We start from the raw sequence: 25,647 nt of genomic DNA, 5'->3' as shown, positions 1-25,647 counted from the left end.
AGCCAGTGCACAGATCCAGAGCGCGAAACACTTCGCGATCATCCAGCCAGGGAGAGAATCCATTGAGAATCATCTCGGCAACCGGTGAACGCGGCACCAGCGCACGCTTGTCAGAAATGAATTCGAGGCCGGCAAACCAGGCCTTGCCGGTCAAATAGGCTACCGGCGTCCGTTCGTTGATGCGGCGCTCGATCAGATCCAGTACGGCCGATTTTTCAGCGGCCACGAGCCTGGCCTGGCCATAGGCCGGTGACAGGTCATGCGGCAGATGCAAGGTCTGCAGGACCAGGTGGGTGGCCTCATCCAGCGCATTGTCGTAGCTGTGGCCAAAGCTCAACCCGGCCGCAGAAAAACGGCTGGCGCCATAGCGGATGAAATCGATGATCGAGGAAAGTTCGGCGGTCATGGCGGCGCAACTCGGAATCGGTCGGCAAGTATAAGCGGCTTGGGCGGGCTCTGATTAGCCCTGACCCGGCGAATCCGCAGGGACAAGGTTCTGCGACACGGTGACGCTGAGTAGCGATACCGCTCGGCGGCTATACTGCGCGGATGAAACTTTCCTCGATTCGTGGTCGCATCGGCACCACACAACTTTTCGTTCTGGCCGCCATTGCGGTCGCCGTTGGCCTCTGGGCCGGAACACGTTGGCTCGGACAAGAACCACCGCCTGAACTAAAGACCGCCGTGATGTATCCGGCTCCACTGACGATTCCTGATTTCGAGTTGCAGCGCTCGGATGGCAAAGCCTTTACTGCTGCCAACCTCCAGGGGCACTGGACGATCACCTTCTTCGGTTTCACCCATTGCCCGGACATCTGCCCGACGACTCTGACGGTGTTCAAGCAGGTCTGGATCAAGCTCGCCGCGGCGGGCAAGACCGACAAGGTTCAGTTCGTCTTCGTTTCGGTCGATCCCGAGCGCGACACGGCGGAACAGCTCGCCCGCTACATCGCGTTTTTCAACAAGGATTTCATTGCCGCCACCGGTGCCGACGATCAGCTGACCCGGCTGACGCGGGCGCTGGGCCTGGTTTATGCCAAGGTTCCCGACGAATCGGGCGGTTATTCCATCGATCACAGTGCTTCGGTCGTCATCATCGACCCGAAGGGGCGCCGCGCCGGGCTGTTTCGACCGCCGTTCGAGGTCACTCCGATCAGCGCTGACATCACCAGCCTGGTGGATTGGCACTGATGGCGCCGTCGATCCTGCTGCAGTATCTGCTGCCGCATCGATTGCTCTCGCGGATCGTCTTCAAGGCGACACGCTGGACCTGGAAGCCCTGGAAAAACCTGCTGATTCGCCAGATCACGCAGCGTTTCAAGGTAAACCTGGACGAGGCCGCTGAGCCGAACGTTGATGCCTATGTCCATTTCAATGCCTTCTTCACCCGGGCATTGAAGGCCGGCGCACGACCGATTGATACCGATCCGGCCACCCTGCTCTGTCCTGCAGATGGCCACATCAGTCAATCGGGCCCGATCAGGGCCGGCCGCATCTTCCAGGCCAAGGGCCAGGACTTCACGGCAGCGGAACTGCTGGGTGACGACGCGACTGCCCTGCCCTATGCCGAAGGCCAATTCATTACGGTTTACCTGTCGCCGCGCGATTATCACCGCGTGCACATGCCGCTGGATGGCTCGCTGATCTCCACTGCGCATATCCCGGGACGGATTTTCAGCGTCGCGCCGAAAGCCGTTGAATCCATTCCACGTCTGTTTGCGCGCAACGAGCGGCTGGTTTGCCATTTTCAGGGCGAACACGGGCCGTTTGCGATGGTTCTGGTTGGCGCGATGCTGGTTTCCAGCGTGTCGACGGTCTGGGCGGATCTGGAAATCCCTCCCTATGCCTCGAAAATCCGCACGAAGAGCTATGGCGACCGCGATATTCGCTTGAAGCGCGGCGAAGAAATGGGTCGTTTCAACATGGGTTCGACCGTTATCCTGCTGCTCCCCGCCGACGGATCGACACTCGATTCAGGACTACTCGCCGAACAGGCCGTGCGTGTCGGCCAAACCATCGGCAGGGCGCGACCGGCAGAATCCTGAGGCTGCAATCACGAGCCTCTGGAGTTTTTCGCCGTGGCCAATCATGCCAGCGGCCAAACTGTGACACAGGCATGGCATTGGCACCTGCTTTGGGACTAGAATTGTCAGAACATTACACTCCGCGTCACATGGCGCGGCTGACGAATACCCAAGGGGACCTTCCATGCATCTGATTACTCGCCTGATTGCTCTGACTCGCGGCATGCAGCTTCGGCGCCAGTTCAAGGAGATCGAAAAGATGCTGGAGCAGCTTCCACCGAACTCCCGTCGTCAACTCGCCGCCTTGTCAATGCGCGAATTTTCGAATGCAGCCAAGTGCGAATATCCGCATCTCTATGCAACACCGCCAGAAGAGAAATACTCCCCCTGGGGCAGCGGCACGGCAATTGGCTACGAGCGCATGAAATCCGACAGCCTGCAGGTGCGCCTGCGCGGCTTGGCGCTGTGGCTCACGGTCACCTTCCATGAAACAAAGGATTCGCAATATACGGATCAGCGCGAACTGCACCGCCTGGTCATGCGCACCCTGCGCACCTTGAAGGAATCAGTACCCGCCAACGAGATGTCGCAAATGATGGGAACTCAAACACAGGCAGCCTGACTCTCCACAGGCGACGGCTCGGTCAGCGACCGATCCGGGTATGCACAGGAAAAGCGCAGTGAGAACTGCGCTTTTCCTGCATCTGGAAGGAGCAACAGCTTCAGCAGGAAGGTATGCGGAGTTTCTGCCCGGCACGAATTCGATAGGCTGGCGCGCGGATATTGTTTACTCGCGCAATATCCCTGATCTTGACGCAGCCGTTCTTTCGCGCGATCGAGGCAAGATTGTCGCCACGGCGAACGGTATAGATTTTTGCGTGACTGGCATTGGCCTGTCGCACAGGATGCATTGCCAGCGTTGCCGCACTGAGGTTCTTGGCCAGATTGGCCCATTGTCCGCCTGCACACTTGCCCGGATAAGCCATCTGCAATTGCATTGGCACTTCAAGACGGGTACCTGAAGGCAATTTTTTCTGTGGATCCAATGCCGGATTCAGATTGCGCAACGTCCGAAACCAGCCATCGTACAAGCCGCCTTCATTGCCAAAACAGACGCTCAGCTCAGTCAGTGTCGCGGGAGTTTGCAACTCGATGGCACCGGGACGAATATCGAGCTTGGGAAAATCCAGGTTATAGCGCTCCGGGTGCAGAAACAGCCAGGATGCGGCCAGCACCATTGGCACATAGTCTCGCGTCTCGTCGGGCAGGATCGAATAGATCTTCGGATCCCAGAAGCTGGTCGAACCGCCGCGTGCGGCAAGCCGGCGCACACGACCCTCGCCACCGTTGTAGGCAGCAATCACCAGCTCCAGATTGCCGTTGAACACCTTCAGCTGTTCGTTGATGTAAGCGGCATTCGCACGCGCCGACATCCCTGGATCAAAACGTTGATCAAAGCCATCTTGCGCACTGAGTCCGAATCGCAGCCCGGTCGTGTACATGAACTGCAGCGGCCCAGAAGCACCTGCGCGCGAAACCGCATGCACGCGTCCATTCGATTCCTTGGCCAGCATCCCGAATAACAGCGCTTCCGGAAGTCCGGCCTTGTGATATTCCGGCCACATGCGATAGCGCATGAATTCGTAGTTGACGTACGTGGTCATCAGGTTCGGGCGATACTGGCTCAACCACTTCTCGATGCCGGCATTGACCGCATCGTTGATGGTCAGGATATCGGCGAGCTCACGACCATTGAGCAAGGTGATCGTGCGTTCCATTTCCGGCAGACTGGCAATGACCGGCGAGTCCTCACCTACCTCGACTGTGGCGTCCTCCGCATTGACGTCGATATCGTCATCGGCGTCCGTAGCCAGCGAAGGCGAATCGACATCGAGACGCAGCAAGCGATCGTAAGCAGAAAAGAATCTCGCCTGATCGCAACCGGCAAGCTTGCCGCAAAGCTCGGCATTGGCTTGAAGATCATCCAGAGCCGCCTTGATCTCGGTTTGCGCACGCTCGACTTCGCCACTCCTGGCCAGAGCCAGTCCGGCCTCGAAGCGCTGGCTGTCCTTGTCCAACCGGGCAAACAACACATTCACCGCCGTTTCGTCGACCTGATCCGTCGATGCCGGGCGACTTTGACTGGAAACGCCAGCGCATGCGGTCAAGCCGCCAATACAGAGGGTCAGGGCGAGGCGGGAAATCTGCAACATCGGCAATCGATCCAGTTGGTCAAACGCCCACCGTACCCGAGTGAAGAGGCTCGCGGCAATGCATGATTTAGGGCAACGCTGATCAAGTGGCCCAACCGTCATGGCATTCAGAAGGTTCGCCAGTCGTGCTGCGTGGCGAAGTGAAGGCTGGTTGTCTTGACCAGCCGCGCGGTGCGGCTGGCGGACCTTCTGGATGCCACCTGTTTCAACAAAAACAATCGGTTAGGCGACACCTGGTTGTGCGCAGACAGGTGTCGTGACGATTGCGCCACTTGATCAGAATTGCCTTAGGGAATCCAGCCAGGCGCATGCATCGCGGTGCTCGCCAGGCGACGATGCAGGCTCATTCGATTTCCACGCTGGTCTACAATCGACGTTCAAACGTAACGAGGAAATCACCGGTGAACGATATTCTAGTCGGCAAGAGCGATCAGGAAGTCTGGCTGCATGCGAAGTACGCCAATCGCCATGGCTTGATCGCCGGCGCCACCGGTACCGGAAAGTCGGTCAGCCTGATGGTTCTCGCCGAAGGCTTCTCGAAACTCGGGGTCCCGGTTTTCCTTGCTGATGTGAAAGGCGATCTGGCCGGTCTGGCCCAGGCCGGGGCGATGAACGACAAATTGAAGTCACGCATCGACCGGCTCGGCATCGACTGGACAGCCGGCGCCAACCCGGTCGTGTTCTGGGATATCTACGGCAAGCTCGGCCACCCGGTTCGAGCAACGATTTCCGAGATGGGGCCGCATCTGCTCGGGCGCCTGCTCGAACTCAACGATACCCAGCAGGGCGTGCTTGAAGTCGTGTTCAGGGCAGCAGACGACGAAGGCCTGTTGATCCTCGACCTCAAGGATCTGCGCGCGATGCTCAATTTCGCCTCGGACAACGCCAAGATCATCTCGAAACAGTACGGTTTGATCAGTACGTCTTCGCTGGCCGCGATCCAGCGTAGCCTGCTCTCGCTCGAACAGTCCGGCGCCGATCACTTCTTCGGCGAACCGGCCCTGGAACTTGCCGATTTCATGCGTCAGGACATGTCCGGCCGCGGCATCATCAATATCCTCGCCGCGGATCAATTGATCCTCAAACCGAAACTGTACTCGACTTTCCTGCTCTGGATGCTGTCGGAGTTGTTCGAGAACCTTCCCGAAGCCGGCGATCTGGAGAAACCAAAACTGGTGTTCTTCTTCGACGAGGCGCATCTGCTTTTCGACGATGCACCACCCGCCTTGATTCAGCGTATCGAGCAGGTCGTGCGCCTGATTCGCTCGAAGGCGGTCGGAGTGTATTTCTGCTCGCAGAACCCTGATGACGTGCCGCAGACCGTACTCGGCCAACTCGGCAATCGCCTCCAGCACGCCCTGCGTGCATTTACGCCGCGCGACCAGAAAGCCGTGCGCGCCGCGGCTGAAACTTTCCCGCCGAATCCGAAAGTCGACGTGGTCGCAGCCATCACCCAACTCGGCGTCGGCGAAGCGCTGGTCACAACGCTGCAGGATCGCGGCATACCGCTGCCAGTCCAGCAGACCCTGATTGCCTCACCGGGCTGTCGTATCGGCACAATTACCGATGAGGAGCGCGCCACCATTCGGTCGCGCTCTCCGTTCAGCGGCAAATACGACACTCTGGCTGACCGCGAATCGGCATTCGAGAAACTGGCGGCCCGCACCGAGGCGACAGCCTCTGAACAACCATCCACCGAGGCACTTCCGTCGAAAACCGCGCCGAAACCGTCAGGTGGTGGCTTCATGGACAAGCTCAGCGGCATGTTGTTCGGAACCGGGCGTCGCCAGGGCATGATCGAGGCGATGGCCAAGTCCGCGGCACGCAATGCCGGCAGCCAGATGAGCCGCTCGATCATGCGCGGTGTCCTCGGCGGCATCTTCAAGGGCCGTTGAGAACATCGCCCGATGAGTCGATGGCGCCCGCCTGGCGAGATCTCCTCGACCTTGATCACGGTAACCGGCCTCGATCGGCTGCAACGCGAACTCGATGAGCTCTGGAGAGTGCGCCGGCCTGAAGTGGTGTCAGCAATCACCGCGGCGGCGGCCGAAGGCGATCGATCTGAAAATGCGGAATACATCTATCGCAAGAAGCAGCTCGCCGAAATTGATCGACGCGTTCGCTATCTGAGCAAGCGCATACCCTCTTTGCGACCCGCCACTGAACTGCCCACCGATCGCTCGGCAATCTATTTCGGTGCCTGGTTCTCGGTCGAGGATGACGACGGCAGTGAACACGACTACCGCATCGTGGGTGCCGACGAGACTGACGCTGGATTGGGCTGGATCAGCATCGATGCACCTTTTGCGCGCGCTGCGCTCAAGAGGCGCGTGGACGACGAGTTCGAAGTGCAGACCCCGCAAGGTCTGCGTCGCTGCCTGGTCACGCGGGTGTGCTACGAACAACCCCTGGTGGCGCCAACCCGGAAATGAGAACGGGCGAGCCTTTCGGCCCGCCCGCAACATCATTCAGATGATCCTGGCGTTTCGCAGATCAGGGTTCAACAGGCAGATAGACCTTGAACGTCTTTTCGCCGTCCTCACTGGTCGCTGTGATCTCATCCCAGAATCGACCCCCATTCATCTCGCTGTAGAGATAGCCATGGGTTTCGGCAAACGCTTTTTCCTGGAGACGCAGCAGCGGCAATGCTGCCGGGCTGCCACTGTATTCGGTGACCAGAGCGAGGCCGCTGTAGCTGACCTTGGCCTTGACCTTGCCCTCGACAAAGAGAAAACCATCCTCGTCTTTGTCGCCAAGCTTTAGCTCGGGCGCCACGGAAGTGTCGATATCCTCGTCGATTATTTCCGAAACCACCGGCACCGGAATCGTGTAGGTGGTGCCGTCGACGGTGAATTCGGTCGAATCCACAGGAATCGCAACATCGAACACGTAATTCTCGTCACCCCAGTTCGAGGTGATCGTACGTACCGGACCGGCCTGGTTGAGACCAATCTTCTGCATGACCGCCTCGATTTCAGCAACCGCGTTCGCAGTGGCCTCATCAACTTCGTCGAGCGTACGCGGTGCCTTGGTCGAGACGAACAACTCCGGCACGCCAGTCACATCGACCGGCTGGATATCCTGATCCTTGTAATCGACGTTCGGGAACGAGGCCAGCATGTTGGCGAAATTGCCCAGCGCAGTCTGTACGTTGGTATCCGGTTTGCCATGGATATAGAGTCCGGCGTAGCGCGCTTTCAGATCCCAGCCATAGTCGACATCGTAGGCCCACGTAATCTTTGTGGTCTTGCCGTTTTCCGCCGGATCGAGGGTAACGGTGTAGTACTTGTTGACACCTGCCCAGTCGTTGACCACGTCCATCTTGACCTGGCTGTCTTCATCCGACGACGCAATCGTCAGGCTACCCTTGCCGACCGCTTCATTGCCGGACCAGGAAACCTTGGCACCGGGACCATTGCGTTCACCGCTGTACTCCATGTGCAATTGCGGGTCGAGCCTGCGTTCCGGAGACCAGTCCGGGAAACGCCGCAAGGTATTGGCAGCATCGAAAATCTGCCGCACCGGGCTGGATACTTCGGTTGTACGTTGGATGTGCCCATGATCGGGCAACAGTGCGCCGACCACGACCACCAGTACGGCGACGATCAGCAGGGAAACCAGCAATTCGAGAACACGCGTCATTCCGGACCTCTCCAGCTCTTGGTTGATCACCGGCGCATGATAACGGCCAATCTTTCGCTATGTCGCGATAGATCGCCGAGTCCGGCGTGTTGCTACCCCCATACTCGGACCACAAACGACCCGTATGGCGCAGATCCGGCATGTTACTTGACTCTTGGCCCCGATGGCTACGACCTGAATTGCAGTCTGTATCTGCGGCCGCAGTTTGGTTCAGACGATTCCGAGCTCGAAAGCCTTGAGAACGGCCCGGGTACGGTCGCGCACACCCAGTTTGGACAGAATATTGGAGACATGATTCTTGACCGTTCCCTCGGCCACGCCCAGCGAATTGGCGATCTCCTTGTTGCTGTAACCCCCTGCCATCAGGCGCAAAATCTCGGTTTCGCGCTCAGTCAGCGGATCCGGGCGATCCAGACTGGTGAAATCATTGTGCATGCGCTCCAGACCCGACAAGAGGCGCTGGGTAACCATCGGCGCAACCAGCGAGCCACCCGAAGCCACCACCTTGACCGCATCGACGAGCTGATCCAGTGACACATCCTTGAGCAAATACCCGCGCGCACCCGCCTTGAGCCCGGACAGAACCAGTTGTTCATCGTCGAATGTGGTCAGGATAATCGTTGGCGGCAACTGGTCGGTTGAACCCAGGGCATTGAGCACATCAAGTCCGGACATGCCGGGCATGCGCATGTCCAGCAACACGACATCCGGCTTGACCTCGGGAATCATCTGCACGGCCTGCGCACCATCGACAGCCTCGGCAACGACGCGGATCGAATCAGACAGCTCCAGCAGCGAGCGAATACCCTGACGAACCAGGGTCTGGTCATCGACCAGGCAGACGGAAATCATTGTGTTGCCTCCAGTGGCAGCCAGACATCAAGCGTAAATCCTTGATCCTTGGCCGTGACAATATCGAGTTGCCCGCCAACCTGCGAGAGTCGCTCACGCATGCCGGTCAGGCCGTTGCCCTGCTTGAGCAAGGTCGCACCACGACCGTCGTCGCGCGCATGGATAGTCAATTTGCGATCCGGTGTGCGTTCAAATGACAGCCACAGATTTTGCGCGCGGGCGTGGCGCACGGCATTGGTGATGATCTCCTGGGCGCAACGCAAGAGAACTTGCGCGCGGCGTGGATCATCAATGGTAAAGCGTTGCGGCAGATCGAGGTGGATGCTGAGGCCAGGCACGCCTTCGGTCAGCGATTGCAGGGCAGCGGCCAGATCGATGCTGTCGTCCTCGCGCAATTGACTGACCACTTCGCGCACATCGGTCAGCAGCAGACGTGCGACCGACTGCGCCTGGCGCACATGCTCCTGCGCCTTGCCGCCGACCAGATGGCTGGCGACTTCGAGATTCAGGCTCAAGGCGGTCAGGTGATGACCCACCAGATCATGCAATTCGCGCGAGATGCGCATGCGCTCGCCGAGCCGACTCGACTCCGCGAGCAAGGCGCGGGTAGCGCGCAATTCGGCGTTCAGCCGGCGCTGATCTTCACGCGCTTCGGCTTGTTGCCTGGCAATCAGTGAAGTAAAAAAAGTCGTCGCCGAAATGCCGAGGTACATGATCGCCTGCCAGGCCGCGAGACTCAGTGAATAGGTCGGCCAGGATGCAAACAAGGGCAGCAGCGAAAAATTCTGCAGGATCATCCAGGCAATACCGACGCGGACGTTCAGTATCCACGGCAAGGCAACCGAAACGACAACCAGCAACAAGGCACACAAGCCACTCTGGCTGAGCCAGCCGACCGCGATGGCGAGAAAATTCAGCAGCAGCAGAAGACCGATCTGAGCCAGGCGGCGCAAACCTGACGGATTGCGTGAACCCATGTCATGGGTCAGAAACCAGAACACCAGACCGAAAGCGAGATAGCTGCCGAGCCAGATATCGTAAAACCAGGCGGGCCGCCCCCGATCCAGCATTTCCGCCACAACCGTATCGAATTGCAGCAGCGGAATACCCACGCAAGCGTAAGTAAACAAGCTCGCATAGCGAAGCAGGCGGATGTGATTGAATTCGGTCATCGGCATGCCACCATCATAGGCGCGCAGGCATCCGCCGTAACCTGCCCGAAGTCATTGGCAGGTCGCGATCCAACCGGACCAGGAAATGAATGGCGGACAGCGACCGTTCCAGTTCGGCCAAGTTGCGTGACTCGTATCGCCATGCCAGAGGTCGAATATTGGCTGGACCATGGACCGTGCAGACGAATTGGCAGGTAGGCCGAGTCAAGACAACGCTGATCAACTTGGCACACTCTGACGCCGTTTGACGAATGTGCGCGATGAAGCACACGCCAGCGAGGAAGGAAATGAATCTGTTGCACATGGTCATCTTGTTCGCATTGTTTGGTCTTGGCCATGGTGTTTATGCAAGACACTTTTGGCTCCTTGATTCTCTCACTCCATTTCGCCAGCTGGCGCGAAAAGGCGGCAGCAAGGGAACGTTTTTGCGCGGTTGGACAGGTGCCCACAAGAGAACAGCGTATCAATACGTTATTCGTCCTACGCTTGAGTACAGTCATATCGACGGCTCGAAGTCCGACTACCTGAAATTGCGCCTTCGCACCAGGGGAGCCCCCGAGCTCAAATTCCACATGCCACGCAAGACAGGCATGGACGCATTCTCGAAGCCGTTAGGCACCACCGATCAATTCGGCGATGCCGACTTCAGCCGGAAATTTCGTGTTTGCGGCCGCGGACACAAGCTTCATGCGACGTTCTCCGCCGACCCGAATCACCGGGAGGCGATTGCCGAAATCATGGAATGCGGCCAACGATTTGTGGCTTGGCCAAACTCGTATCCAAATATTTTTTGCGCGCAGTTGGTACCTCACTGCGTGTTGCAGGAAGTGCAACGATGCCGACAAACCTCCATTCATTGCGCCAGATTTTCGATCACCGCGGTGAGTCCGCTTTGGTCGGGGAAAAACACGGCAATCAAGAGTCCGACCAGTAACACGGCAAAAACAAGCGAGACCCAGGTCAGGCTGCGTTGTCCTGCGCCGGTGACCACCCAGACCTCGCCCTCCACATCGGCGCGGATATCGATCACATCGGTATACAGCTGCGCAACGCTGAGCAGGAAAAAAGGACGGATCACAACGCATACGGCGCCCGCCGCAATCATGATCGGCCACGCTGCCCACTGATAGAACATGAATATGATGTGCGGGGTGTGCAGGTCGGAGGCCCGCCATGGAGACAGCACAAGCGCTGCAGCGTAGGTGACGATGCCCACGACCCAGCATACGGCGCCGTAGCCAAATTGAAGACCCAACGCCCGGCCTGGCTGCGACGTCAACAGTTTCAGTGAATCCTTGCCGGCATCGACGTAGCCGCGACCCACGGCGAGCGACGCAAGCACACCCATGGTCGCCAGCTTCCACGCGTAGTAGAGCAATTCGGAGCCGGCCTTGCGTCGCCTATTCTTCTTCGGAAGACGATCGAGTATGGCGGTTACAGTGATCCAACTGTCCCAGACAGTGAAAAACCAGATGCGACCCAGATTGCGTTCGGCGATCACCAGGCTCCTGCCGATGGTTGAGGTCTCGCCACTGCGGCGCAAGTTGTGCACGGCGACCATGGCGGCATTCAGAAGACCGATCGGATACGACGCGACCGCAACGACCAGGAATGACCAGCCGAGCAGGAACATGTCGACGCCCCAGAAATACGACGAGTGACTCGGGTTGCGTTCCGCCGCGATCGCCTGCCAGACGCTATCGGGAATCCAGTACAGCGCCTGGGTTCATGCCAGATAAGCCAGCCAGATGACCAGCCACTGGGTGGCGGCGAACAGCAATATCTCCGGCTCACGCACGATCAGACGGCAGACAATCGGGATGTTCTCGAAAAATGTGCCAAAGCCGGCCAGAAATACGCGGAAATTCGGGCTGAGATCGTTCTTCTGCAAGAATTCTCGGGCTTCATCACGAACCTCGTGAAGTCCTTGGCGAATATCGTCAAACATGGCGTGTTTGTCCGCCAGTTTTCATGTGGGCTGCTCATTGCAGGTGTTGTCCGGGCCGCAAGCCTGCGCATGTTGATCGGCGTGGCCGTACTTCGACCAGTACGATTTGAACAGGGACGACAGCTCGTCGAAGCCGATTTTGAGCGCATTCGATGAAATGGCGATCGGGCTTCCGCACAGCTTGAAGTTGGCGCGGTTGATGGCTTGCTTCAGCGCATTGCCGCGGCGCATGTAGCGTTCGGGATCGCCAACCATCACGATAAGCATTTCTTGTCGCGCGACCTGGAATGTCTGTACGTCCGTAACCTTACTCCACGGAACGAACCCCGCCGCGACTGCACTGGCATTGTCCACGAAGCCATTGGCTGCAAGAACCAGCCCGGGCTTTTTGTCGAAGAAGACGCCGAGGTTGTTTTGTGCCGTGGCGTAGCCCTGATCGGCCGCCTTGCGGTACCACTTCGCGGCAACGGCTTCGTTTTTTGCCACGCCATTGCCGTTGGTGTAATAGACGCCGAGATCGTTTTGCGCCGCTGCATCACCTTGCTCGGCTTTGCCCCGCAGCGCGTCCAGTCCGGATGGCTGCGTGCCAGCCATCGACAATCCAACAACCACCATTACCAGTTTTACGCCGACTCCCCACATGATCCATCTCCCGGCTTGCTCAGATCGCGCTCGGCCCCTTCGCGCGTTCGCAACTGCTGAATCCGTGGCCTGCGCGTCAAATTGCTTGTGTTCGTCTGTTCATTCGTAAAGCGGCGGCAAAACGTGCCACAAGATCACATGATCAATGACGTCAGATTTGAATATTCCAACTCCACCATCAAGCCTCAGGCACCCTGCGGCTATCGCATCAAGCAGTGCTTTCGGCGGCAGTTGAAACGAGGTCTGGAGGCCGTGCAATACGGCGGCGGCAGGAAACTCTCACGCCTCCAAAAAACGTCGCCATAGTTCTATCGAACCTGATCCCATCGATTTACGACGAATCTTCCGTGCCGCACGCGCCGACGAGAAATATTGGTGTGACAACGCAGTCTGCTTGAGACGCTGCAGGTCGACCCGACTTATTTGTGATCGACCGGCGGAATATTCACTGCGATACCAAACAGTTTCCATTGCGTCCCCCGGTAGATATATTTCAGATTGAATCCGACCTGGTCGGGGTGAGTTTGATAGTGACCAATGAGGTGCAGTATTCCGTTGGAATCAGTAAACGCCTGTTTGTCGAAAATCGGGGAAATATCGTTGAGAGCCGTCAAATTCCAGGGTCCATCGACAAAGGATTTGAAGGTCTTTTGCAATTCCTTCTCCGAAATCTGCTCCTGCAACAGTGGAGAAATCGCGCGGTGAAATTCGGAGAAATCGCTCTTCTCGACGGCACTGGCGAAATCCCTGATTGTTGCGCGCACAAGCGCGACCTGAGCCGATCGGCCGGGCACACTCCCGTCAACTGAAGCGCGAATCCCGGCCTGCGGTCTGAAGATCGAATCGACCAGCCATTGACTCTCGGATTTCACCAATCCCAGGTTGACGGGAATGGTGCCGCCGCTACGAGTATTGACGGTGCCAACCAGCGTGCCGCGATTGCCGCTGAACGAGCGCTTGTTCCAGGATGCACTCTCGAAACCGGACAGTCCGCTACTGCTCAGAAATGCGGTAAGTTCGTTTGATGACGTCGCCTTGCGGAAATCCCGAGAAACGTATTGATAGGCCTGCTCATAGCGCTTTGCGGAAGCGGCTTCGAAAAACTTGTCCGCCGAGTCACTCATACCGGATGTCATGTAGAACACGACCGCGACGAGAACTGCCGCCAGCAGGGAGAATCCGATCAGAACTTTCACGAACGTTTTCATGATTTTTCCATCAGTTTGACGAGTGAACGATGCCCGTGCCCATTTGCATTGTGTACCGATCTCGACGCCGGTATCGCCTGCATAGGTTATTTTCCAAGGCTGGAGGGGCACCACGCGCGGCCAGGATTCGCATCGTGGCAATGATCAAAGGCAATCCGGGGGCAGGGGGAATATCTTCGTTCATGTTCGGCTTCCAGTCTGGAATAGCGCTAAGGCTTGCTTTCCGACGTTCGATGTTTGAGTTGCGACTGCGCTTCCGCGACCTTGACCATCACCGCATCGCGTTGCGCTGAATCCAACTGTGCGCAAGCCTTGTCACGCTCCGCGTCCGGCTGCATGGCGTCGGGCCGGGCTAACGATAGCCAGTAACAGGCCTGTTCCAGGTTGCGGGGCACACCCGTGCCGTGCGCGAAATTGCTGCTAAGGTTGAACTGCGCATTCGCATCACCCAGGTCAGCGGCCATGCGATACCACTTCGTGGCCAGGGCTTGGTCTTTTGCCACGCCGTCGCCATTGTCGTACGCGATGCCCAGGTTGAATTGGGCCTTGACGTAGCCCTGGTCGGCGGCCTTGCGGAACCACTTCGCGGCTTCGGCTTCGTCTTTTGTCACCCCATCGCCATTGAGATAAAAGATGCCGAGGTTGTATTGCGCATTTGCGTTGCCCTGTTCGGCGGCATTGCGGTACCACTTCGCAGCGGCGGCTTTGTCTCTTGCCACGCCGTCGCCGTGCTCATAAAAATTGGCCAGATTGCTTTGTGCCATTGCATAGCCCTGCTCGGCGGCATTGCGGTACCACTTCGCAGCGGCGGCTTTGTCCATTGCCACGCCTTCACCGGTTTCGTACATTTTGCCAAGGTTGTATTGCGCCTCCGCATCACCCTGATCGGCAGCCTTGCGGAACCACTGCGCAGCTGCGACTTCATCCTTTTTTACACCCTCACCGTTGTAATAAATGAAACCGAGACTGGATTGCGCGGGTGCGAAGCCCAATTCGCCAGCCTTGAGGAACCACTTCGCTGCGGCGGTCTGGTCTCTTGCCACGCCAAAGCCACCGCCATACATGGCACCGAGGTTGTATTGCGCCTGCACGACGCCTTGTTCGGCGGCCTTGCGATACCATTTCACGGCAGCGGCCTCGTCTTTTATTACGCCATCACCGCGGTCGTATAAAACGCCGAGGCTGTATTGGGCCATTACGTAACCCTGTTCGGCGGCCTTGCGGAACCATTTCGTGGCTACAGCCTTGTCTTTCGCCACACCTTGGCCGTACACATACGAGAGGCCGAGGTTGTATTGCGCACGTGCGACGCCTTGATCGGCGGCTTTGCGGTACCACTTCACGGCAGTGGCCTCATTTTTTGCCACGCCCAAGCCTTTCATGTACAAAGCGCCGAGATTATCTTGCGCATTCGCGTCACCTTGCTCTGCGGCCTTGTGAAACCACTTGAATGCCGCAGTGAAATTCCGCGCTACCCCCTCGCCGTTTGCGTACGCCTCACCCAAGCTGGCTTGCGCTTGCGCATCACCGTGTTCGGCGTTGACGCGCAGCGCATCAACATTGGGCATTTCTTTGGCGGCAGCCGAAAAACTGATCGCAAATGTCGCAATGACGACCATCAGTTTCGATTTCGTTCTCCACATGCTTCACCTCAAAATTTGACCAAATCGTACGGATCCGCTCGTGCATTCGCCGCCACTGAATTCGTGGCCTGTATGTCGGAATGCCCGTGTTCGCTTATTCATACGCAAAACGCGGGAAAAACGTGCCATTGGTGGTGCGGCAATCGCACGATCCCTGTGAAGCGTCTTCGTGCGCCCAGAGTTCGCCAATTTCTCGGCCAAACCGGCAAAGCGTGCCAGGCTGCCAGTCGCGGGCGCCATGCAATGGCCTATTGACTCACTGTTGAATCCGAATAGCTGTTTCTTAATGGTTCGTTGATCTGGCCCATGCGATAATCCGGGTTTCGTGCCGAACGATTCGGCAACGTTGAACTCTGCCGGAGCGCCACATCGCATGACCCTGTCAATTCGCGACGTTCGAGAGACCGAGCTCGATTCGGTGCTCGCTCTCAACAACGCCGTCGGGCCTCGCATTCTGTCGCTGGATGCATCGCGCCTGCGCTGGTTCTATGCCAACGCCTCCTATTTTCGGGTTGCCGAGGTCGATGGCATCATTGCCGGCTTCCTGATCGCGATGCGCGAACATACCGCGCATACGAGTGCGAATTTCCTCTGGTTTCGTGAACGCTACCCGGAGTTTCTGTATGTCGATCGCATCGTGATCGCCGAGTCATACCGCCGCGACGGGCTCGGTCGAATCCTCTATTGCGATGTCACCAGCTATGCCGAATTGCGCGTCCCGTTGCTCACTTGCGAAGTATTTCTGGAGCCGCGTGACGACGCCGCCGTCCTGTTCCATGGCACCTACGGGTTCAACGAGGTCGGTCAACACCTCATGGCCGAGGTCGGTCGCCCGGTCAGTTTGCTGGCGAAACCGCTGTGCAGCTTCGAGTTCGTACGTGATACCTATCTGAAGGCAGGATCGGGCGAACTCCCCGATCTGGACTGGCTCGGCGAGCGCCTCAGTGCTTTTCCGGCCCAATCTGTTGCCCATGCAAACGGTCGTTGAGCGGTCACCATGAGCGATTCCGCCCAGTCAATCGAGCCCGTATCCGAACTCAAATCCGGCCAGGTCGGCGTCGCCAACCTGCGTCTGAAGCGATTCGATGCGGAGGCCTTGTCGGACGAACTGGCAGCCCGACTGACCAGCGCGCCGCAATTGTTCCTGCACGCGCCGGTGATTCTCGATCTCAGTCACTTGCCAGCGCTGCCAGATCGAGATCAGGTCCGCGATCTGTTCGAGCGCATCCGCGGCGCGGGCATGCTTCCCGTCGGTCTGTCTTATGGCACCACCGAAAACGAGGAGTTGGCGCGCTCGCTGGATCTGCCGTTGTTTGCCAAGTTCCGTACTGCGTTCGAGCGTAGCGGCGACCCGGTCGCCGCCGCAGCACCTGTTGTCGTCGCCGATGCGCCCGCCAGGTCAGCGGCGAGCCAGTCGACACCGCCTCCGCCAAGTCGCGCGAATGTGCTCAGCCTGCATCATGACAACCCTGTACGCTCCGGCCAGCAGGTGTATGCGCGTGACGGCGATCTGGTCGTCACCAAGCTGGTCGCAAACGGCGCCGAAGTCATTGCGGACGGCTCGATCCATGTTTACGGCGCGCTTCGCGGGCGCGCCCTGGCGGGTGCCCAGGGCAATGAGAGTGCGCGAATCTATTGCCAGGAGTTTCACGCCGAACTGGTATCCATCGCGGGCCAGTACCGAGTATTCGAGGATCTTCCGGAAGACCTGCGCGGCAAGCCCGTGCAGGCCTGGCTGGAGGGGGAAAAACTGCTGCTGGCCAGGCTCGGCTGACGGTGGAATCAACAAGAGCCATAGGGAGTTGGGACATTGACTGAGAATATCGTCGTCACATCAGGCAAGGGTGGAGTGGGCAAGACCACCTCCAGCGCGTCAATCGCGGTCGGCTTGGCCAAGCGTGGCAAGAAAGTCGCCGTTATCGATTTCGATGTCGGCTTGCGCAATCTTGATTTGATCATGGGTTGCGAGCGTCGCGTCGTCTATGATTTCGTCAACGTCATCAACGACGAATGCACGCTCAAGCAGGCGTTGATCAAGGACAAGCGCTATGACAGCTTGTTCATTCTCGCTGCCTCGCAAACTCGCGACAAGGATGCATTGACCAGGGAGGGCGTCGACAAGGTGCTCAAGGCTCTGGCCGCAGACGGTTTTGATTACGTCATCTGCGATTCTCCGGCCGGTATCGAAAAAGGCGCTGCCTTGTCGATGTATTTCGCCGATCGTGCTGTTGTCGTGGTCAATCCGGAGGTCTCCAGTGTGCGCGATTCCGATCGCATCCTCGGCCTGCTCGCAAGCAAGACCCGTCGTGCCGAAATCGGAGAAGGTGCGGTTGAGCAACATCTGCTGCTGACCCGCTACAACCCGAGCCGGGTCGAGTCGGGCGACATGATGAGCATCACCGATGTACAGGAAATTCTCGGCATCGAGGTGATCGGCGTCATTCCCGAATCCGAGGGCGTGCTCGCCGCATCCAATTCCGGCATACCGGTGATCCTCGATGAGGGCTCAAATGCGGGCCTTGCCTACGAGGATGCTGTTGCACGCCTGCTTGGCGAGGAACGGCCGCTGCGCTTCATCGATGCGCAGAAGAAAGGTCTGCTCTCACGAATCTTCAGGAGTTGAGCATGGGAATTCTCGATTTCTTCAAGTCCAAGCCGAAGAACACAGCCAATGTCGCCAAGGAACGCCTGCGCATCATCGTCGCGCAGGAGCGTGCCCAGCGCGACAGTCCGGACTATCTGCCGACCCTGCGTCGCGAAATCCTCGAAGTGATCAAGAAGTACGTCAATGTCGATCCCGATGCGGTGCTGATCAACGTCGAACGCGATGGCGATCAGGAGGTGCTTGAACTGTCGGTAGCGCTGCCAGAGAAAGCCGGCGCGGCACTCGGCAAGGACTGATCCCGCTTGCTGTACCTGGCTGATATCGATGCGTCAGCGCTTCGCGAACTGTTGCGGGCGCATGACCTCGATCTGCAAATTGTCGCAGATGAGCTGCCCATTCCAGGCAGCTACTGGGGCGAGCCGGAAGCCGGCTTGATTGGCGCAACCGTATTCGCACGCGCTGATACCCCGGTACATTCCGTGCTGCACGAGGCTTGCCATCTGATTGTCATGCCAACCGAGCGGCGCGCGCGTGTGCATACCGATGCCACCGACTCAATCGCCGAAGAAGACGCCAGTTGCTATCTACAGATTGTCCTTGCCGACGCCCTGCCCGGTGTCGGCCGCGAGCGACTCATGGCCGACATGGATGAGTGGGGCTATACCTTCCGCCTCGGCTCGACCCGCGCGTGGTTCGAGAACGACGCGGCCGAGGCGCGCGAGTGGCTGCAGACCCGTTTGCTGCTATCGCCCACAACACGCAACGCCATCAACTGATCCGGCAACGCCGAACACACGAATCCTGACTCTGGCTCCCGGGTATCGCTCAGGGCCCTTCGAAACCATCCGCAAAGATCAGGTCGATCGGACCGCTCGGCAGCGGCCAGGCCCAGGCACCACGACCGCGCGTGAACACGGCCAGCGTGCTGAATCCGCGATCGATGGCCATATCCCAGATCATCACGCGCGGCAGACCGTTCTCGAACCGGTACCAGACCGGCGATGCAGCGCTGACATCGTCGGTGTAGTAGAGGCCCCAGTCGCTGCCGGCGAAGACCTGATTCGGCATGTTCGGATTGACCGCCACGGCATTGACCGGAATGTTCGGCAAATTGCCACTGACATTGCGCCAGGTGAATGTCGAGCAGTTGTTCTGACAGCTGACCTGATAGACATGCCCGGGCGTCGCCGGCGTATTCTGATCGAAGCCGCCGAGCACGGCATAGCCAGTCGCAGCCGCGGCCGGATTGCCCGCATCGGCTACATCCACCGTTACATCCATGACCGGCCGATTCGGCAGCACCGCATTGCTGTCGGTGAGATTGACCCAGGTCGCGGAGTCCGTCGTACCCTGATTCATGCCGTAGCCGAGCTGGACATTGCCATCGTTGGTGCCGGCGATAACCACGCTTGGGGTCTTCGTCGCATGCGCGAGCTGGTTGATGAAGGAACGATTGCCCAGCGTGTCCTTGGTCAGATTCGGACTGTTGGCATACCAGCTGCTGCTCGGAATACCACCGAGCAGGGTTTCCCAGACGCGGTTGGTGCCGCCGAGCATGTAGCTGCAGCCAATCGATGACGAACAACCGCTGCCGGCTACATCAAGCGCGCCATAGCGATAGATTTCGATCGGCATGACGAAACTCAGGGTATCGCCGCCCCAACCGTTGTTGGCTGAGGTCGTACCGCCATTCGGGCCTGTTTGCGAAACCACCAGATTTCCATTCTGCGACGAGTAGTACCAGCGCAGCTCGTTGACCGGCTCGATCCGTGTGTAGATGCCATCACCGCCCAAGCGCACATTCCATTGCACCGGTGCTGGATCGGTATTGCTCCAGCGCACCGCATCGCTGCCATTGTCCTGCGCACCGGCGCTGGCACCTGGCGACGCCGCGGTGGCGAAGTTGGCAGTGATGTCACCGGAATAGAGCTCGATCGAACCGATGGTCTGATTCAGGGAAATGAAGCTTGGCCGGTTTGCACTGGATGCGCCGCCCGTTCCGAACTGTGCGTTCTCGGTATAGAAGACGCCGCCATCACTGCCACTGAGCACCTTGTTGCTGTCATGGCCGCCAAATGGTTTTGGCAGGAATGCGCGGGCATGATGATCGACGTGCACATTGCCATTGCCGTATCCGCAGGTGATGTCCTTGAAGGTGCTGCCACCGTCGGTCGATCGATACATGTCGACGCCACTGAGCAGGACGATTTCCGGATTTTCGGGAAACACGCTCAAGCCCGCGTCGTACCACATCTGGCTGCCGCCACCCGATGCATTGCTGCAACCGCCCGATTGCACGCTTGAGCTCGTTGCCCGTTGTACCCAGCTGTTTCCACCATCGTCACTGCGCCAGACGCCGAGAACCGAACTGGTCGAGGCGTTGGATCCCATCGCATAAAGGGTGTCCGGATTGCTCGCCGAATCGGCCAGCTCAATGCGCCCGAGGGTCTTGCCCGCCGGATCGCCATTGCCGGTCCCGGCTGGCCAGCCGTTGTCGAGCAAGGTCCAATCGCCGGTCGCGGGACAGCCCGTTGTCGGCAGCGTGGTGCGATACACACCATTGGCGCCGAGTTCGGAAAGATCGGGTTGCACGGTCGTCGGCAGTCCTCGCGTGCCGACGGCGGCAAATACCCGGGCGGCACCGCCACCGGCATCCTGGACGATCAAACCGGTAATGTCCTGGCGTTGATCGAGATGGGCGTTGGTGTAGCAAGGGCCGGTCCAGTCGATGCCGTCATTGTTGGAAACAAACAAGCCGGTCTTGGTACCGACGATGATCGTAGCGGGATCGTTCGGGTTGGTCCTGACCTTGCCTACGGCCTGGTACTGAGGGAAGCCGAGCCCTGCCGAAGGCGGATAGTAGGGATTGAACACATCCTCACCAAGCACGACCCAGGTTTCACCATTGTCGACACTCTTGAGCACGCCTGAAGAACCAAACGAAAACGAACCGTAGCGAAGATCGCCCGTACCGAGATAGATAACGTCGGGATTGCTCGGCTCGATATAGATGTCGCCGATTGCAGTGCTGGCAATCGCACGATCATCGGTGACGTTGCGCCAGGTAGTGGCTGCACTGCAGCAATTGGTCGATTTCCACAATCCGCCGCCATCTGATGCTGCGAAGACGGTGTGCAAACCATTGATATCAGGTCCGCGTGGATCGACGGCAATCACATTGATTCGACCGGCAACCTTGGAGCCGCTGCTGAGCAGCGGCGATGGCCCGAGGAAGGTCCAGCCATTCGGCATCAAGGTCAATGGCGACTGTACCGAGCGCAGATAGCTCTTCTCGCCAGCAGGAACGCTCGAAACAATCTGCCGATCGGCCGGCTTCGCCGCCTCATACCAGCCCGGACTGAAATGCATGGTCGGATAGGCGACGCGATGCGCCCAAAAATCGCCCGTCATCGGTTTGGCCCAGGGACCTTTGCTGTCGGCGTCACCGACCTCCTGGTGTGTCCACGACACAACGCCAGCGATGGCCACTGCTCCCAGAAGCAAGGTTGCCGCAACGACGCGAAAATTCATGTTTGTCCCCGTGCCATCCGTCGGACGACGGAGTCCGCCGATATTAGGGGGATGAGAGTCAGGCGTCCATACGTCATTGGGCACGACTCGCAATGCAGCGGCGTCCGATCGGGACGGACACTCGGCAGAAGCTCTATGGGTCGGTCGCCTGAAGGACGCAGCTGGCCCTATCGGTCTGCCTCCTGCCTTGCGTCGGCATGCGCGATCGGTCTAGCCTCCGGGTTCGATTTGCGGAGATCATCCATGAAGAACCTCACGCTGCTGCCAATTCTGGCGGGCACTTTCGTACTGGCTGCGTGCAACAGCCATTCCCCGAACCTGAAAGCGCCCGCTTCGGCCAAGGTGGAAACCGTGACCGCTGCCGACGCCGATGTCTTCGTCGCCGAGGTCAACCAGGAAATTCGCGACCACTATGTCGAGGATGCCGCCGCACAGTGGGTGGCGGCGACCTACATCACGGTGGACACTGGCGTACTCGAGGCCAAGTCCAGTGAGCGCAGCCTGATTCGCCTGAAGAATGCGATTGACGCCTCGAAGCGCTTCGATGGCGTAGCTGGCATCAGTGCGGAAACCGCGCGCGGCATCGAGATGCTCAAGCGTCAAAGTGCAATGCCAACTCCGAATGACCCGGCGGATCTGGCCGAAATGGCCACCCTCGCGTCCAAGCTCGGAGCCGCCTACGGCTCCGGTAAATACTGCACCGATCCGAACGATCCTGAAACCTGCAGAAACCTCAATCAACTGTCCGAGGTACTTGCAGAAAACCGCGATTGGGATGCGGATCTTGAAGCCTGGCAGGGCTGGCATACGGTCGGACGCGGTATGCGTGCCAACTATCAGCGCTTCGCCGAACTGCTCAATGAAGGCGCGCGCGATACCGGTTATGCCGATGCCGGCCAGGCCTGGCGCTCCGGATACGACATGGATCCAGCCGACCTGCGTAGCGAAACCGATCGCCTTTGGGGACAGGTCAAGCCGCTGTACTCGCAATTGCAGTGCTATGTGCGCGGCAAGCTCGACGAAGAATACCCCGGCAAGATGCCCGGCGATGGCACGATCCCCGCGCATATCACCGGCAATATGTGGGCGCAGGATTGGTCCGCTCTGTATCCGCTGGTGCAACCCTATCCGGGCGTCACCGGTGTCGATGTCACTGCCGCCTTGAAGGAGCAGAAATACACGCCCGAGAAGATGGTGCGCAGCGCCGAGGATTTCTACCAGTCTCTCGGCATGCCTGCTTTGCCCGCCACGTTCTACGAGCGCTCACTGCTGGTGCGCCCGCGTGACCGTGATGTGGTCTGTCATGCCAGTGCCTGGGACATCAATCTTGAAGGCGATGTACGTATCAAGATGTGCATCACGCCAACCGAGGAGGATTTCCGCACGATCTACCACGAACTCGGCCACATCTATTACTACCTTGCCTACACCAACCTGCCGCCGCTGTTCCAGACCGGTGCGCATGATGGCTTCCACGAAGCCATCGGCGATACCGTGCAGCTCAATCTGACCCCGGCCTATTTGCATCAGATTGGTCTGGCTGGCACGCCGAAGGACAACGAGAAGGCCTTGATCAACGCGCAGATGCAACTGGCTTTGGAGAAGATTGCTTTCCTGCCATTCGGCAAGCTGATCGATGAATGGCGTTGGGGCGTGTTCGATGGAACGATCACGCCGGAAAACTACAATGCCGCCTGGTGGCAGTTGCGCCAGAAATACCAGGGAATCTCGGCTCCAATCCCGCGTAGCGAAGAGGATTTCGATCCAGGAGCGAAATACCATGTCCCCGCGAATACGCCGTACATGCGCTACTTCCTCGCCCACATTCTGCAGTTCCAGTTCCAGCGCTCATTGTGCGAGGCGGCCGGTTTCCAGGGACCTCTGAACGACTGCTCCATCTATGGAAACAAACAGGCCGGCGAGAAGTTCTGGGCCATGCTTGGCAAAGGTGGCAGCCAGCCCTGGCCGAAAACCTTGAAAGAACTGACCGGCAGCGAGCAAATGGATGCCAGCGCGATCATCGACTACTTTGCCCCGCTCAATGCCTGGCTTGAGAAACAGAATGCCGGCAAGGACTGCGGCTGGCAGGGCTGATATGGCATGATCACCCACCGCAGTGAGGGATTTCTCTGCGGCGGGTGATTTCGACGGACAAGCGCAGGTGATCGCATGCAACGCTGGGTAAAAATTCCGGATGGCCGCTTCCTCGATGCCAATCGCATCGCCTATATCGGCAAGGTCGAAACCTTCAATCGCTTTGATGAGGATGGCAACGATCTCGGCCTCACTTACGCGGTCAACCTCGGCACCGATTTTCCGCGCGAAGCGCAAATCAACGTAATCGGCAGCAAAGAGGAAATCTTTGGATTGCTGCGCGGAATCCTCGGCGGCAGCAACGCCGCAGCAGCGGCTCCTGCCGACCCGGCCTAGTCAATTGAAGGTGCCGGATAGCGGTACTCGATCAGACGGCAGATTCTCCATGCGATAAAACCGACCAGGGTGATCCCGGCCGCTGTTGCGGCCAATTTCATGCTGCTGTCGGAAACCAGTGGTGAAACCACGCCTGCCAGCGTGGCACTGATGACCAGGCTGAAAAATGCCTGCATCGAAGATGCTCCACCACGATGGCGCGGAAATCGATCAAGCAGGTTCAGAGTCAGCGTCGGGAAGGCAATTCCGATGCCCATCGAGTGCAAGCCGATCGGCAGTACCGACCACGGCACCACAGGTTTCGGCAGCATCCACGCGCTGATCAGATTGATCGCCGATGCACCGAGCATGATCGCGTAGCCCAATCGGATCGTGGCCCGCCCACTGACCCGGCCAGCAAGGCACCCGGACAGGAACGAACCGAGCATCAAGCCGCCAATAGCCGGAATGAACAACCAGGCAAACTGCTGGGCATCAAGCCCAAGCAAACCGATGACAAAGGCCGGTGCCGAGGAGATATAGACAAACAAGGCGTTGAAGCCGAGGGTTCCGGCGAACACCAGGGGCAGGAAAACCGGATCACGCAGGATCTTGCCGTAGGTCGTCAACATGCTGCCCGGTGACAAGCGCGTGCGTCGCTCAGGCGGATGGGTTTCCGGCAGCATTCCCAGGCAAGCGAACCAAAGCAGGCCGGCGAATGCGGCAAGAAACCAGAAAATCATCGGCCAGCGTGCGAAAGCGATGATCCAGCCGCCAATGATCGGGGCAATCGCCGGCGCCACACCGAAAATCATCGACACCGTCGACATCAGCTGCTGTGCAGGCGCACCTTCGAAGCAGTCTCGGATGATTGCTCGCCCGACGATGATTCCGGCACCGGCAGACATGCCCTGCACCGCTCGGAAAGCGAGCAATTCGCCGATCGAAGTGGATATCGCACAGCCGATCGAGGCGAGCCCGAAAACAACAACTCCGACAAGAATCACCTTGCGTCGCCCAAGTGAATCGGAAAGCGGGCCATGCACCAGCGACATCAGCGCATAGGCGATCATGTAGACGCTGAGGGTTTGCTGCATCGCCAGCGGGCTCGCTTGCAACTGCGCAGCGATCGCCGGAAAAGCAGGAAACATCGTGTCGATCGAGAACGGACCGAACATCGCCAGCCCCGCGAGCAGCAGCGCAAGGCGTCGATTGCTCGGCTTGGAGATGGCGGACACGAAGGGTTTTTCCAGACGGGATACCGGTTGGCACATGCTACGGACTGGCTCAAGCCAAGTCATCCGCAAGCTGCATGGATTAAGATTGATCAGCACACTTCAATCCATGGACATTGTCGTCAAGGAAAAAGCATGAATCTGGTTTCCCCGCTGGCCGTCGCAGGCGGCGCCGGCGCCGGCGCCCTGGTGCGCTGGATGCTCGGCCTTGCGCTCAACGAAGTACTTCCGTCAATCCCGCTGGGCACACTGGTCGCCAACATCATCGGTGGATTTCTGATGGGTATGGTTATCGGCATGCTCGACCAGTTCCAGACCTTGCCACTGGAATGGAGGCTCGCCATCACCACTGGCTTTCTCGGTGGCTTGACCACCTTCTCAACCTTCAGCGGTGAAGCTGTCAATCACCTTTTGCGCCAGCAATGGGGTTGGGCGAGCGCGCTGGTTTTTGTTCATGTCGCCGGGTCGATAATGGCCGCCCTGCTTGGAATCATCGTTATTCGTACGATCCTGCGCTATTGAG

The 25,647-nt window shown here is 58.7% G+C and carries 24 protein-coding genes and 1 pseudogene; 13 read left to right on the top strand and 12 right to left on the bottom strand.

Annotated features, from left to right (window positions below; translation table 11 throughout):
• Nucleotides 1–406, bottom strand: a pseudogene (locus tag VFN25_RS01645) (50S ribosomal protein L3 N(5)-glutamine methyltransferase); the annotation flags it as partial.
• A 143-nt stretch (nt 407–549) separates the two neighbouring features.
• On the opposite strand from VFN25_RS01645, the gene VFN25_RS01640 reads away from it, so the two are divergent.
• The 3 genes from VFN25_RS01640 to VFN25_RS01630 all read left to right on the top strand — a co-directional run bounded on the left by VFN25_RS01640 (nt 550) and on the right by VFN25_RS01630 (nt 2,646).
• Nucleotides 550–1,191 (top strand): SCO family protein, encoded by a 642-nt coding sequence (locus VFN25_RS01640; protein WP_325138128.1) that lies wholly within the window; start codon nt 550–552, stop codon nt 1,189–1,191.
• Nucleotides 1,191–2,045, top strand: coding sequence for an archaetidylserine decarboxylase (gene asd / locus VFN25_RS01635; RefSeq protein ID WP_325138126.1), 855 nt, complete (start codon nt 1,191–1,193; stop codon nt 2,043–2,045). The genes VFN25_RS01640 and asd overlap by 1 nt, the downstream gene beginning before the upstream one ends.
• A gap of 163 nt (nt 2,046–2,208) precedes the next feature.
• Nucleotides 2,209–2,646 (top strand): hypothetical protein, encoded by a 438-nt coding sequence (locus tag VFN25_RS01630; RefSeq protein ID WP_325138124.1) that lies wholly within the window; start codon nt 2,209–2,211, stop codon nt 2,644–2,646.
• Nucleotides 2,647–2,746: 100 nt separating this feature from the next.
• Here the strand turns inward: VFN25_RS01630 and VFN25_RS01625 are convergent, their stop codons facing one another.
• Nucleotides 2,747–4,237, bottom strand: a complete 1,491-nt coding sequence (locus VFN25_RS01625; RefSeq protein ID WP_325138122.1) for a transglycosylase SLT domain-containing protein — start codon at nt 4,235–4,237, stop codon at nt 2,747–2,749.
• A gap of 401 nt (nt 4,238–4,638) precedes the next feature.
• On the opposite strand from VFN25_RS01625, the gene VFN25_RS01620 reads away from it, so the two are divergent.
• Nucleotides 4,639–6,132: a helicase HerA-like domain-containing protein gene (locus VFN25_RS01620; protein WP_325138120.1), complete on the top strand. Its 1,494-nt coding sequence runs from the start codon at nt 4,639–4,641 to the stop codon at nt 6,130–6,132.
• A gap of 12 nt (nt 6,133–6,144) precedes the next feature.
• Nucleotides 6,145–6,669: a transcription elongation factor GreB gene (gene greB, locus VFN25_RS01615; RefSeq protein WP_325138118.1), complete on the top strand. Its 525-nt coding sequence runs from the start codon at nt 6,145–6,147 to the stop codon at nt 6,667–6,669.
• Nucleotides 6,670–6,730: 61 nt separating this feature from the next.
• On the opposite strand, the gene VFN25_RS01610 is transcribed toward greB, so the two are convergent.
• From VFN25_RS01610 to VFN25_RS01575, 8 genes are all read right to left on the bottom strand, one after another.
• The gene (locus VFN25_RS01610) at nt 6,731–7,879 is read right to left on the bottom strand and encodes a hypothetical protein (RefSeq protein ID WP_325138116.1); all 1,149 of its coding nucleotides are present in this window, start codon (nt 7,877–7,879) and stop codon (nt 6,731–6,733) included.
• 210 nt (nt 7,880–8,089) lie between these two features.
• Complete coding sequence (locus VFN25_RS01605) at nt 8,090–8,731, bottom strand: response regulator transcription factor (protein WP_325138114.1); 642 nt, start codon at nt 8,729–8,731, stop codon at nt 8,090–8,092.
• Nucleotides 8,728–9,903 (bottom strand): sensor histidine kinase, encoded by a 1,176-nt coding sequence (locus VFN25_RS01600; RefSeq protein ID WP_325138111.1) that lies wholly within the window; start codon nt 9,901–9,903, stop codon nt 8,728–8,730. The genes VFN25_RS01605 and VFN25_RS01600 overlap by 4 nt, the downstream gene beginning before the upstream one ends.
• An 853-nt stretch (nt 9,904–10,756) precedes the next feature.
• Entirely contained in the window at nt 10,757–11,536 is a 780-nt protein-coding gene (locus VFN25_RS01595; protein WP_325138109.1) for a DUF6159 family protein, read from the bottom strand.
• Between the two features lie 93 nt (nt 11,537–11,629).
• Nucleotides 11,630–11,851, bottom strand: coding sequence for a hypothetical protein (locus VFN25_RS01590; protein WP_325138107.1), 222 nt, complete (start codon nt 11,849–11,851; stop codon nt 11,630–11,632).
• Nucleotides 11,852–11,872: 21 nt separating this feature from the next.
• A complete protein-coding gene (locus VFN25_RS01585; protein WP_325138105.1) occupies nt 11,873–12,493 on the bottom strand; it encodes a tetratricopeptide repeat protein in 621 nt (206 codons plus the stop codon).
• A 419-nt stretch (nt 12,494–12,912) separates the two neighbouring features.
• Nucleotides 12,913–13,815, bottom strand: coding sequence for a hypothetical protein (locus VFN25_RS01580; protein ID WP_325138103.1), 903 nt, complete (start codon nt 13,813–13,815; stop codon nt 12,913–12,915).
• Between the two features lie 95 nt (nt 13,816–13,910).
• Nucleotides 13,911–15,320, bottom strand: coding sequence for an SEL1-like repeat protein (locus VFN25_RS01575; protein WP_325138101.1), 1,410 nt, complete (start codon nt 15,318–15,320; stop codon nt 13,911–13,913).
• Between the two features lie 397 nt (nt 15,321–15,717).
• Here VFN25_RS01575 and VFN25_RS01570 point away from each other — a divergent pair, with 397 nt between their 5' ends.
• The 5 genes from VFN25_RS01570 to VFN25_RS01550 are packed head-to-tail and all read left to right on the top strand — an operon-like array spanning nt 15,718 to nt 18,725.
• Nucleotides 15,718–16,332, top strand: coding sequence for a GNAT family N-acetyltransferase (locus VFN25_RS01570; RefSeq protein WP_325138099.1), 615 nt, complete (start codon nt 15,718–15,720; stop codon nt 16,330–16,332).
• Nucleotides 16,333–16,341: 9 nt separating this feature from the next.
• A complete protein-coding gene (gene minC, locus VFN25_RS01565) occupies nt 16,342–17,118 on the top strand; it encodes a septum site-determining protein MinC (RefSeq protein ID WP_325138097.1) in 777 nt (258 codons plus the stop codon).
• Nucleotides 17,119–17,154: 36 nt separating this feature from the next.
• Nucleotides 17,155–17,967: a septum site-determining protein MinD gene (gene minD / locus VFN25_RS01560; protein ID WP_325138095.1), complete on the top strand. Its 813-nt coding sequence runs from the start codon at nt 17,155–17,157 to the stop codon at nt 17,965–17,967.
• 2 nt (nt 17,968–17,969) lie between these two features.
• Nucleotides 17,970–18,245 (top strand): cell division topological specificity factor MinE, encoded by a 276-nt coding sequence (gene minE, locus VFN25_RS01555; protein WP_325138093.1) that lies wholly within the window; start codon nt 17,970–17,972, stop codon nt 18,243–18,245.
• A gap of 6 nt (nt 18,246–18,251) precedes the next feature.
• Nucleotides 18,252–18,725 (top strand): hypothetical protein, encoded by a 474-nt coding sequence (locus tag VFN25_RS01550; RefSeq protein ID WP_414648825.1) that lies wholly within the window; start codon nt 18,252–18,254, stop codon nt 18,723–18,725.
• Nucleotides 18,726–18,774: 49 nt separating this feature from the next.
• Here the strand turns inward: VFN25_RS01550 and VFN25_RS01545 are convergent, their stop codons facing one another.
• The gene (locus tag VFN25_RS01545) at nt 18,775–21,480 is read right to left on the bottom strand and encodes a hypothetical protein (RefSeq protein WP_325138091.1); all 2,706 of its coding nucleotides are present in this window, start codon (nt 21,478–21,480) and stop codon (nt 18,775–18,777) included.
• Between the two features lie 243 nt (nt 21,481–21,723).
• Between VFN25_RS01545 and VFN25_RS01540 the strand changes: the two genes are divergently transcribed.
• The gene (locus VFN25_RS01540) at nt 21,724–23,574 is read left to right on the top strand and encodes a M2 family metallopeptidase (protein ID WP_325138089.1); all 1,851 of its coding nucleotides are present in this window, start codon (nt 21,724–21,726) and stop codon (nt 23,572–23,574) included.
• A 75-nt stretch (nt 23,575–23,649) separates the two neighbouring features.
• Nucleotides 23,650–23,910 carry a hypothetical protein gene (locus VFN25_RS01535; RefSeq protein WP_325138087.1) on the top strand — a complete coding sequence of 87 codons (261 nt, stop codon included), beginning with the start codon at nt 23,650–23,652 and terminating at the stop codon, nt 23,908–23,910.
• Here VFN25_RS01535 and VFN25_RS01530 read toward each other — a convergent pair.
• Nucleotides 23,907–25,127, bottom strand: coding sequence for a multidrug effflux MFS transporter (locus VFN25_RS01530; RefSeq protein ID WP_325138085.1), 1,221 nt, complete (start codon nt 25,125–25,127; stop codon nt 23,907–23,909). The two genes, VFN25_RS01535 and VFN25_RS01530, sit on opposite strands and share 4 nt — an antisense overlap.
• A gap of 132 nt (nt 25,128–25,259) precedes the next feature.
• On the opposite strand from VFN25_RS01530, the gene crcB reads away from it, so the two are divergent.
• The gene (crcB, locus tag VFN25_RS01525) at nt 25,260–25,646 is read left to right on the top strand and encodes a fluoride efflux transporter CrcB (protein ID WP_325138083.1); all 387 of its coding nucleotides are present in this window, start codon (nt 25,260–25,262) and stop codon (nt 25,644–25,646) included.
• Nucleotide 25,647 lies beyond the last annotated feature (1 nt).

Origin of the sequence: Dokdonella sp., assembly GCF_035703485.1 — a bacterium.
In the GTDB taxonomy this organism is placed as follows: domain Bacteria; phylum Pseudomonadota; class Gammaproteobacteria; order Xanthomonadales; family Rhodanobacteraceae; genus Dokdonella.
The sequence above is the reverse complement of the archived record's forward strand: the minus strand, read 5'-3'. Positions and strand labels throughout refer to the sequence as shown.

Bases quoted from the DNA above. Each gene is read 5' to 3' on its own strand.
- VFN25_RS01625 (WP_325138122.1), bottom strand. From the start codon at position 4,237: ATGTTGCAGATTTCCCGCCTCGCCCTGACCCTCTGTATTGGCGGCTTG.
- VFN25_RS01640 (WP_325138128.1), top strand. From the start codon at position 550: ATGAAACTTTCCTCGATTCGTGGTCGCATCGGCACCACACAACTTTTC.
- VFN25_RS01595 (WP_325138109.1), bottom strand. From the start codon at position 11,536: ATGTTCCTGCTCGGCTGGTCATTCCTGGTCGTTGCGGTCGCGTCGTAT.
- VFN25_RS01575 (WP_325138101.1), bottom strand. From the start codon at position 15,320: ATGGTCGTCATTGCGACATTTGCGATCAGTTTTTCGGCTGCCGCCAAA.
- VFN25_RS01630 (WP_325138124.1), top strand. From the start codon at position 2,209: ATGCATCTGATTACTCGCCTGATTGCTCTGACTCGCGGCATGCAGCTT.
- VFN25_RS01605 (WP_325138114.1), bottom strand. From the start codon at position 8,731: ATGATTTCCGTCTGCCTGGTCGATGACCAGACCCTGGTTCGTCAGGGT.
- minE (WP_325138093.1), top strand. From the start codon at position 17,970: ATGGGAATTCTCGATTTCTTCAAGTCCAAGCCGAAGAACACAGCCAAT.
- VFN25_RS01540 (WP_325138089.1), top strand. From the start codon at position 21,724: ATGAAGAACCTCACGCTGCTGCCAATTCTGGCGGGCACTTTCGTACTG.
- VFN25_RS01570 (WP_325138099.1), top strand. From the start codon at position 15,718: ATGACCCTGTCAATTCGCGACGTTCGAGAGACCGAGCTCGATTCGGTG.
- VFN25_RS01590 (WP_325138107.1), bottom strand. From the start codon at position 11,851: ATGTTTGACGATATTCGCCAAGGACTTCACGAGGTTCGTGATGAAGCC.
- VFN25_RS01610 (WP_325138116.1), bottom strand. From the start codon at position 7,879: ATGACGCGTGTTCTCGAATTGCTGGTTTCCCTGCTGATCGTCGCCGTA.
- greB (WP_325138118.1), top strand. From the start codon at position 6,145: ATGAGTCGATGGCGCCCGCCTGGCGAGATCTCCTCGACCTTGATCACG.
- VFN25_RS01535 (WP_325138087.1), top strand. From the start codon at position 23,650: ATGCAACGCTGGGTAAAAATTCCGGATGGCCGCTTCCTCGATGCCAAT.
- VFN25_RS01585 (WP_325138105.1), bottom strand. From the start codon at position 12,493: ATGTGGGGAGTCGGCGTAAAACTGGTAATGGTGGTTGTTGGATTGTCG.
- VFN25_RS01600 (WP_325138111.1), bottom strand. From the start codon at position 9,903: ATGACCGAATTCAATCACATCCGCCTGCTTCGCTATGCGAGCTTGTTT.
- minC (WP_325138097.1), top strand. From the start codon at position 16,342: ATGAGCGATTCCGCCCAGTCAATCGAGCCCGTATCCGAACTCAAATCC.
- VFN25_RS01545 (WP_325138091.1), bottom strand. From the start codon at position 21,480: ATGAATTTTCGCGTCGTTGCGGCAACCTTGCTTCTGGGAGCAGTGGCC.
- crcB (WP_325138083.1), top strand. From the start codon at position 25,260: ATGAATCTGGTTTCCCCGCTGGCCGTCGCAGGCGGCGCCGGCGCCGGC.
- asd (WP_325138126.1), top strand. From the start codon at position 1,191: ATGGCGCCGTCGATCCTGCTGCAGTATCTGCTGCCGCATCGATTGCTC.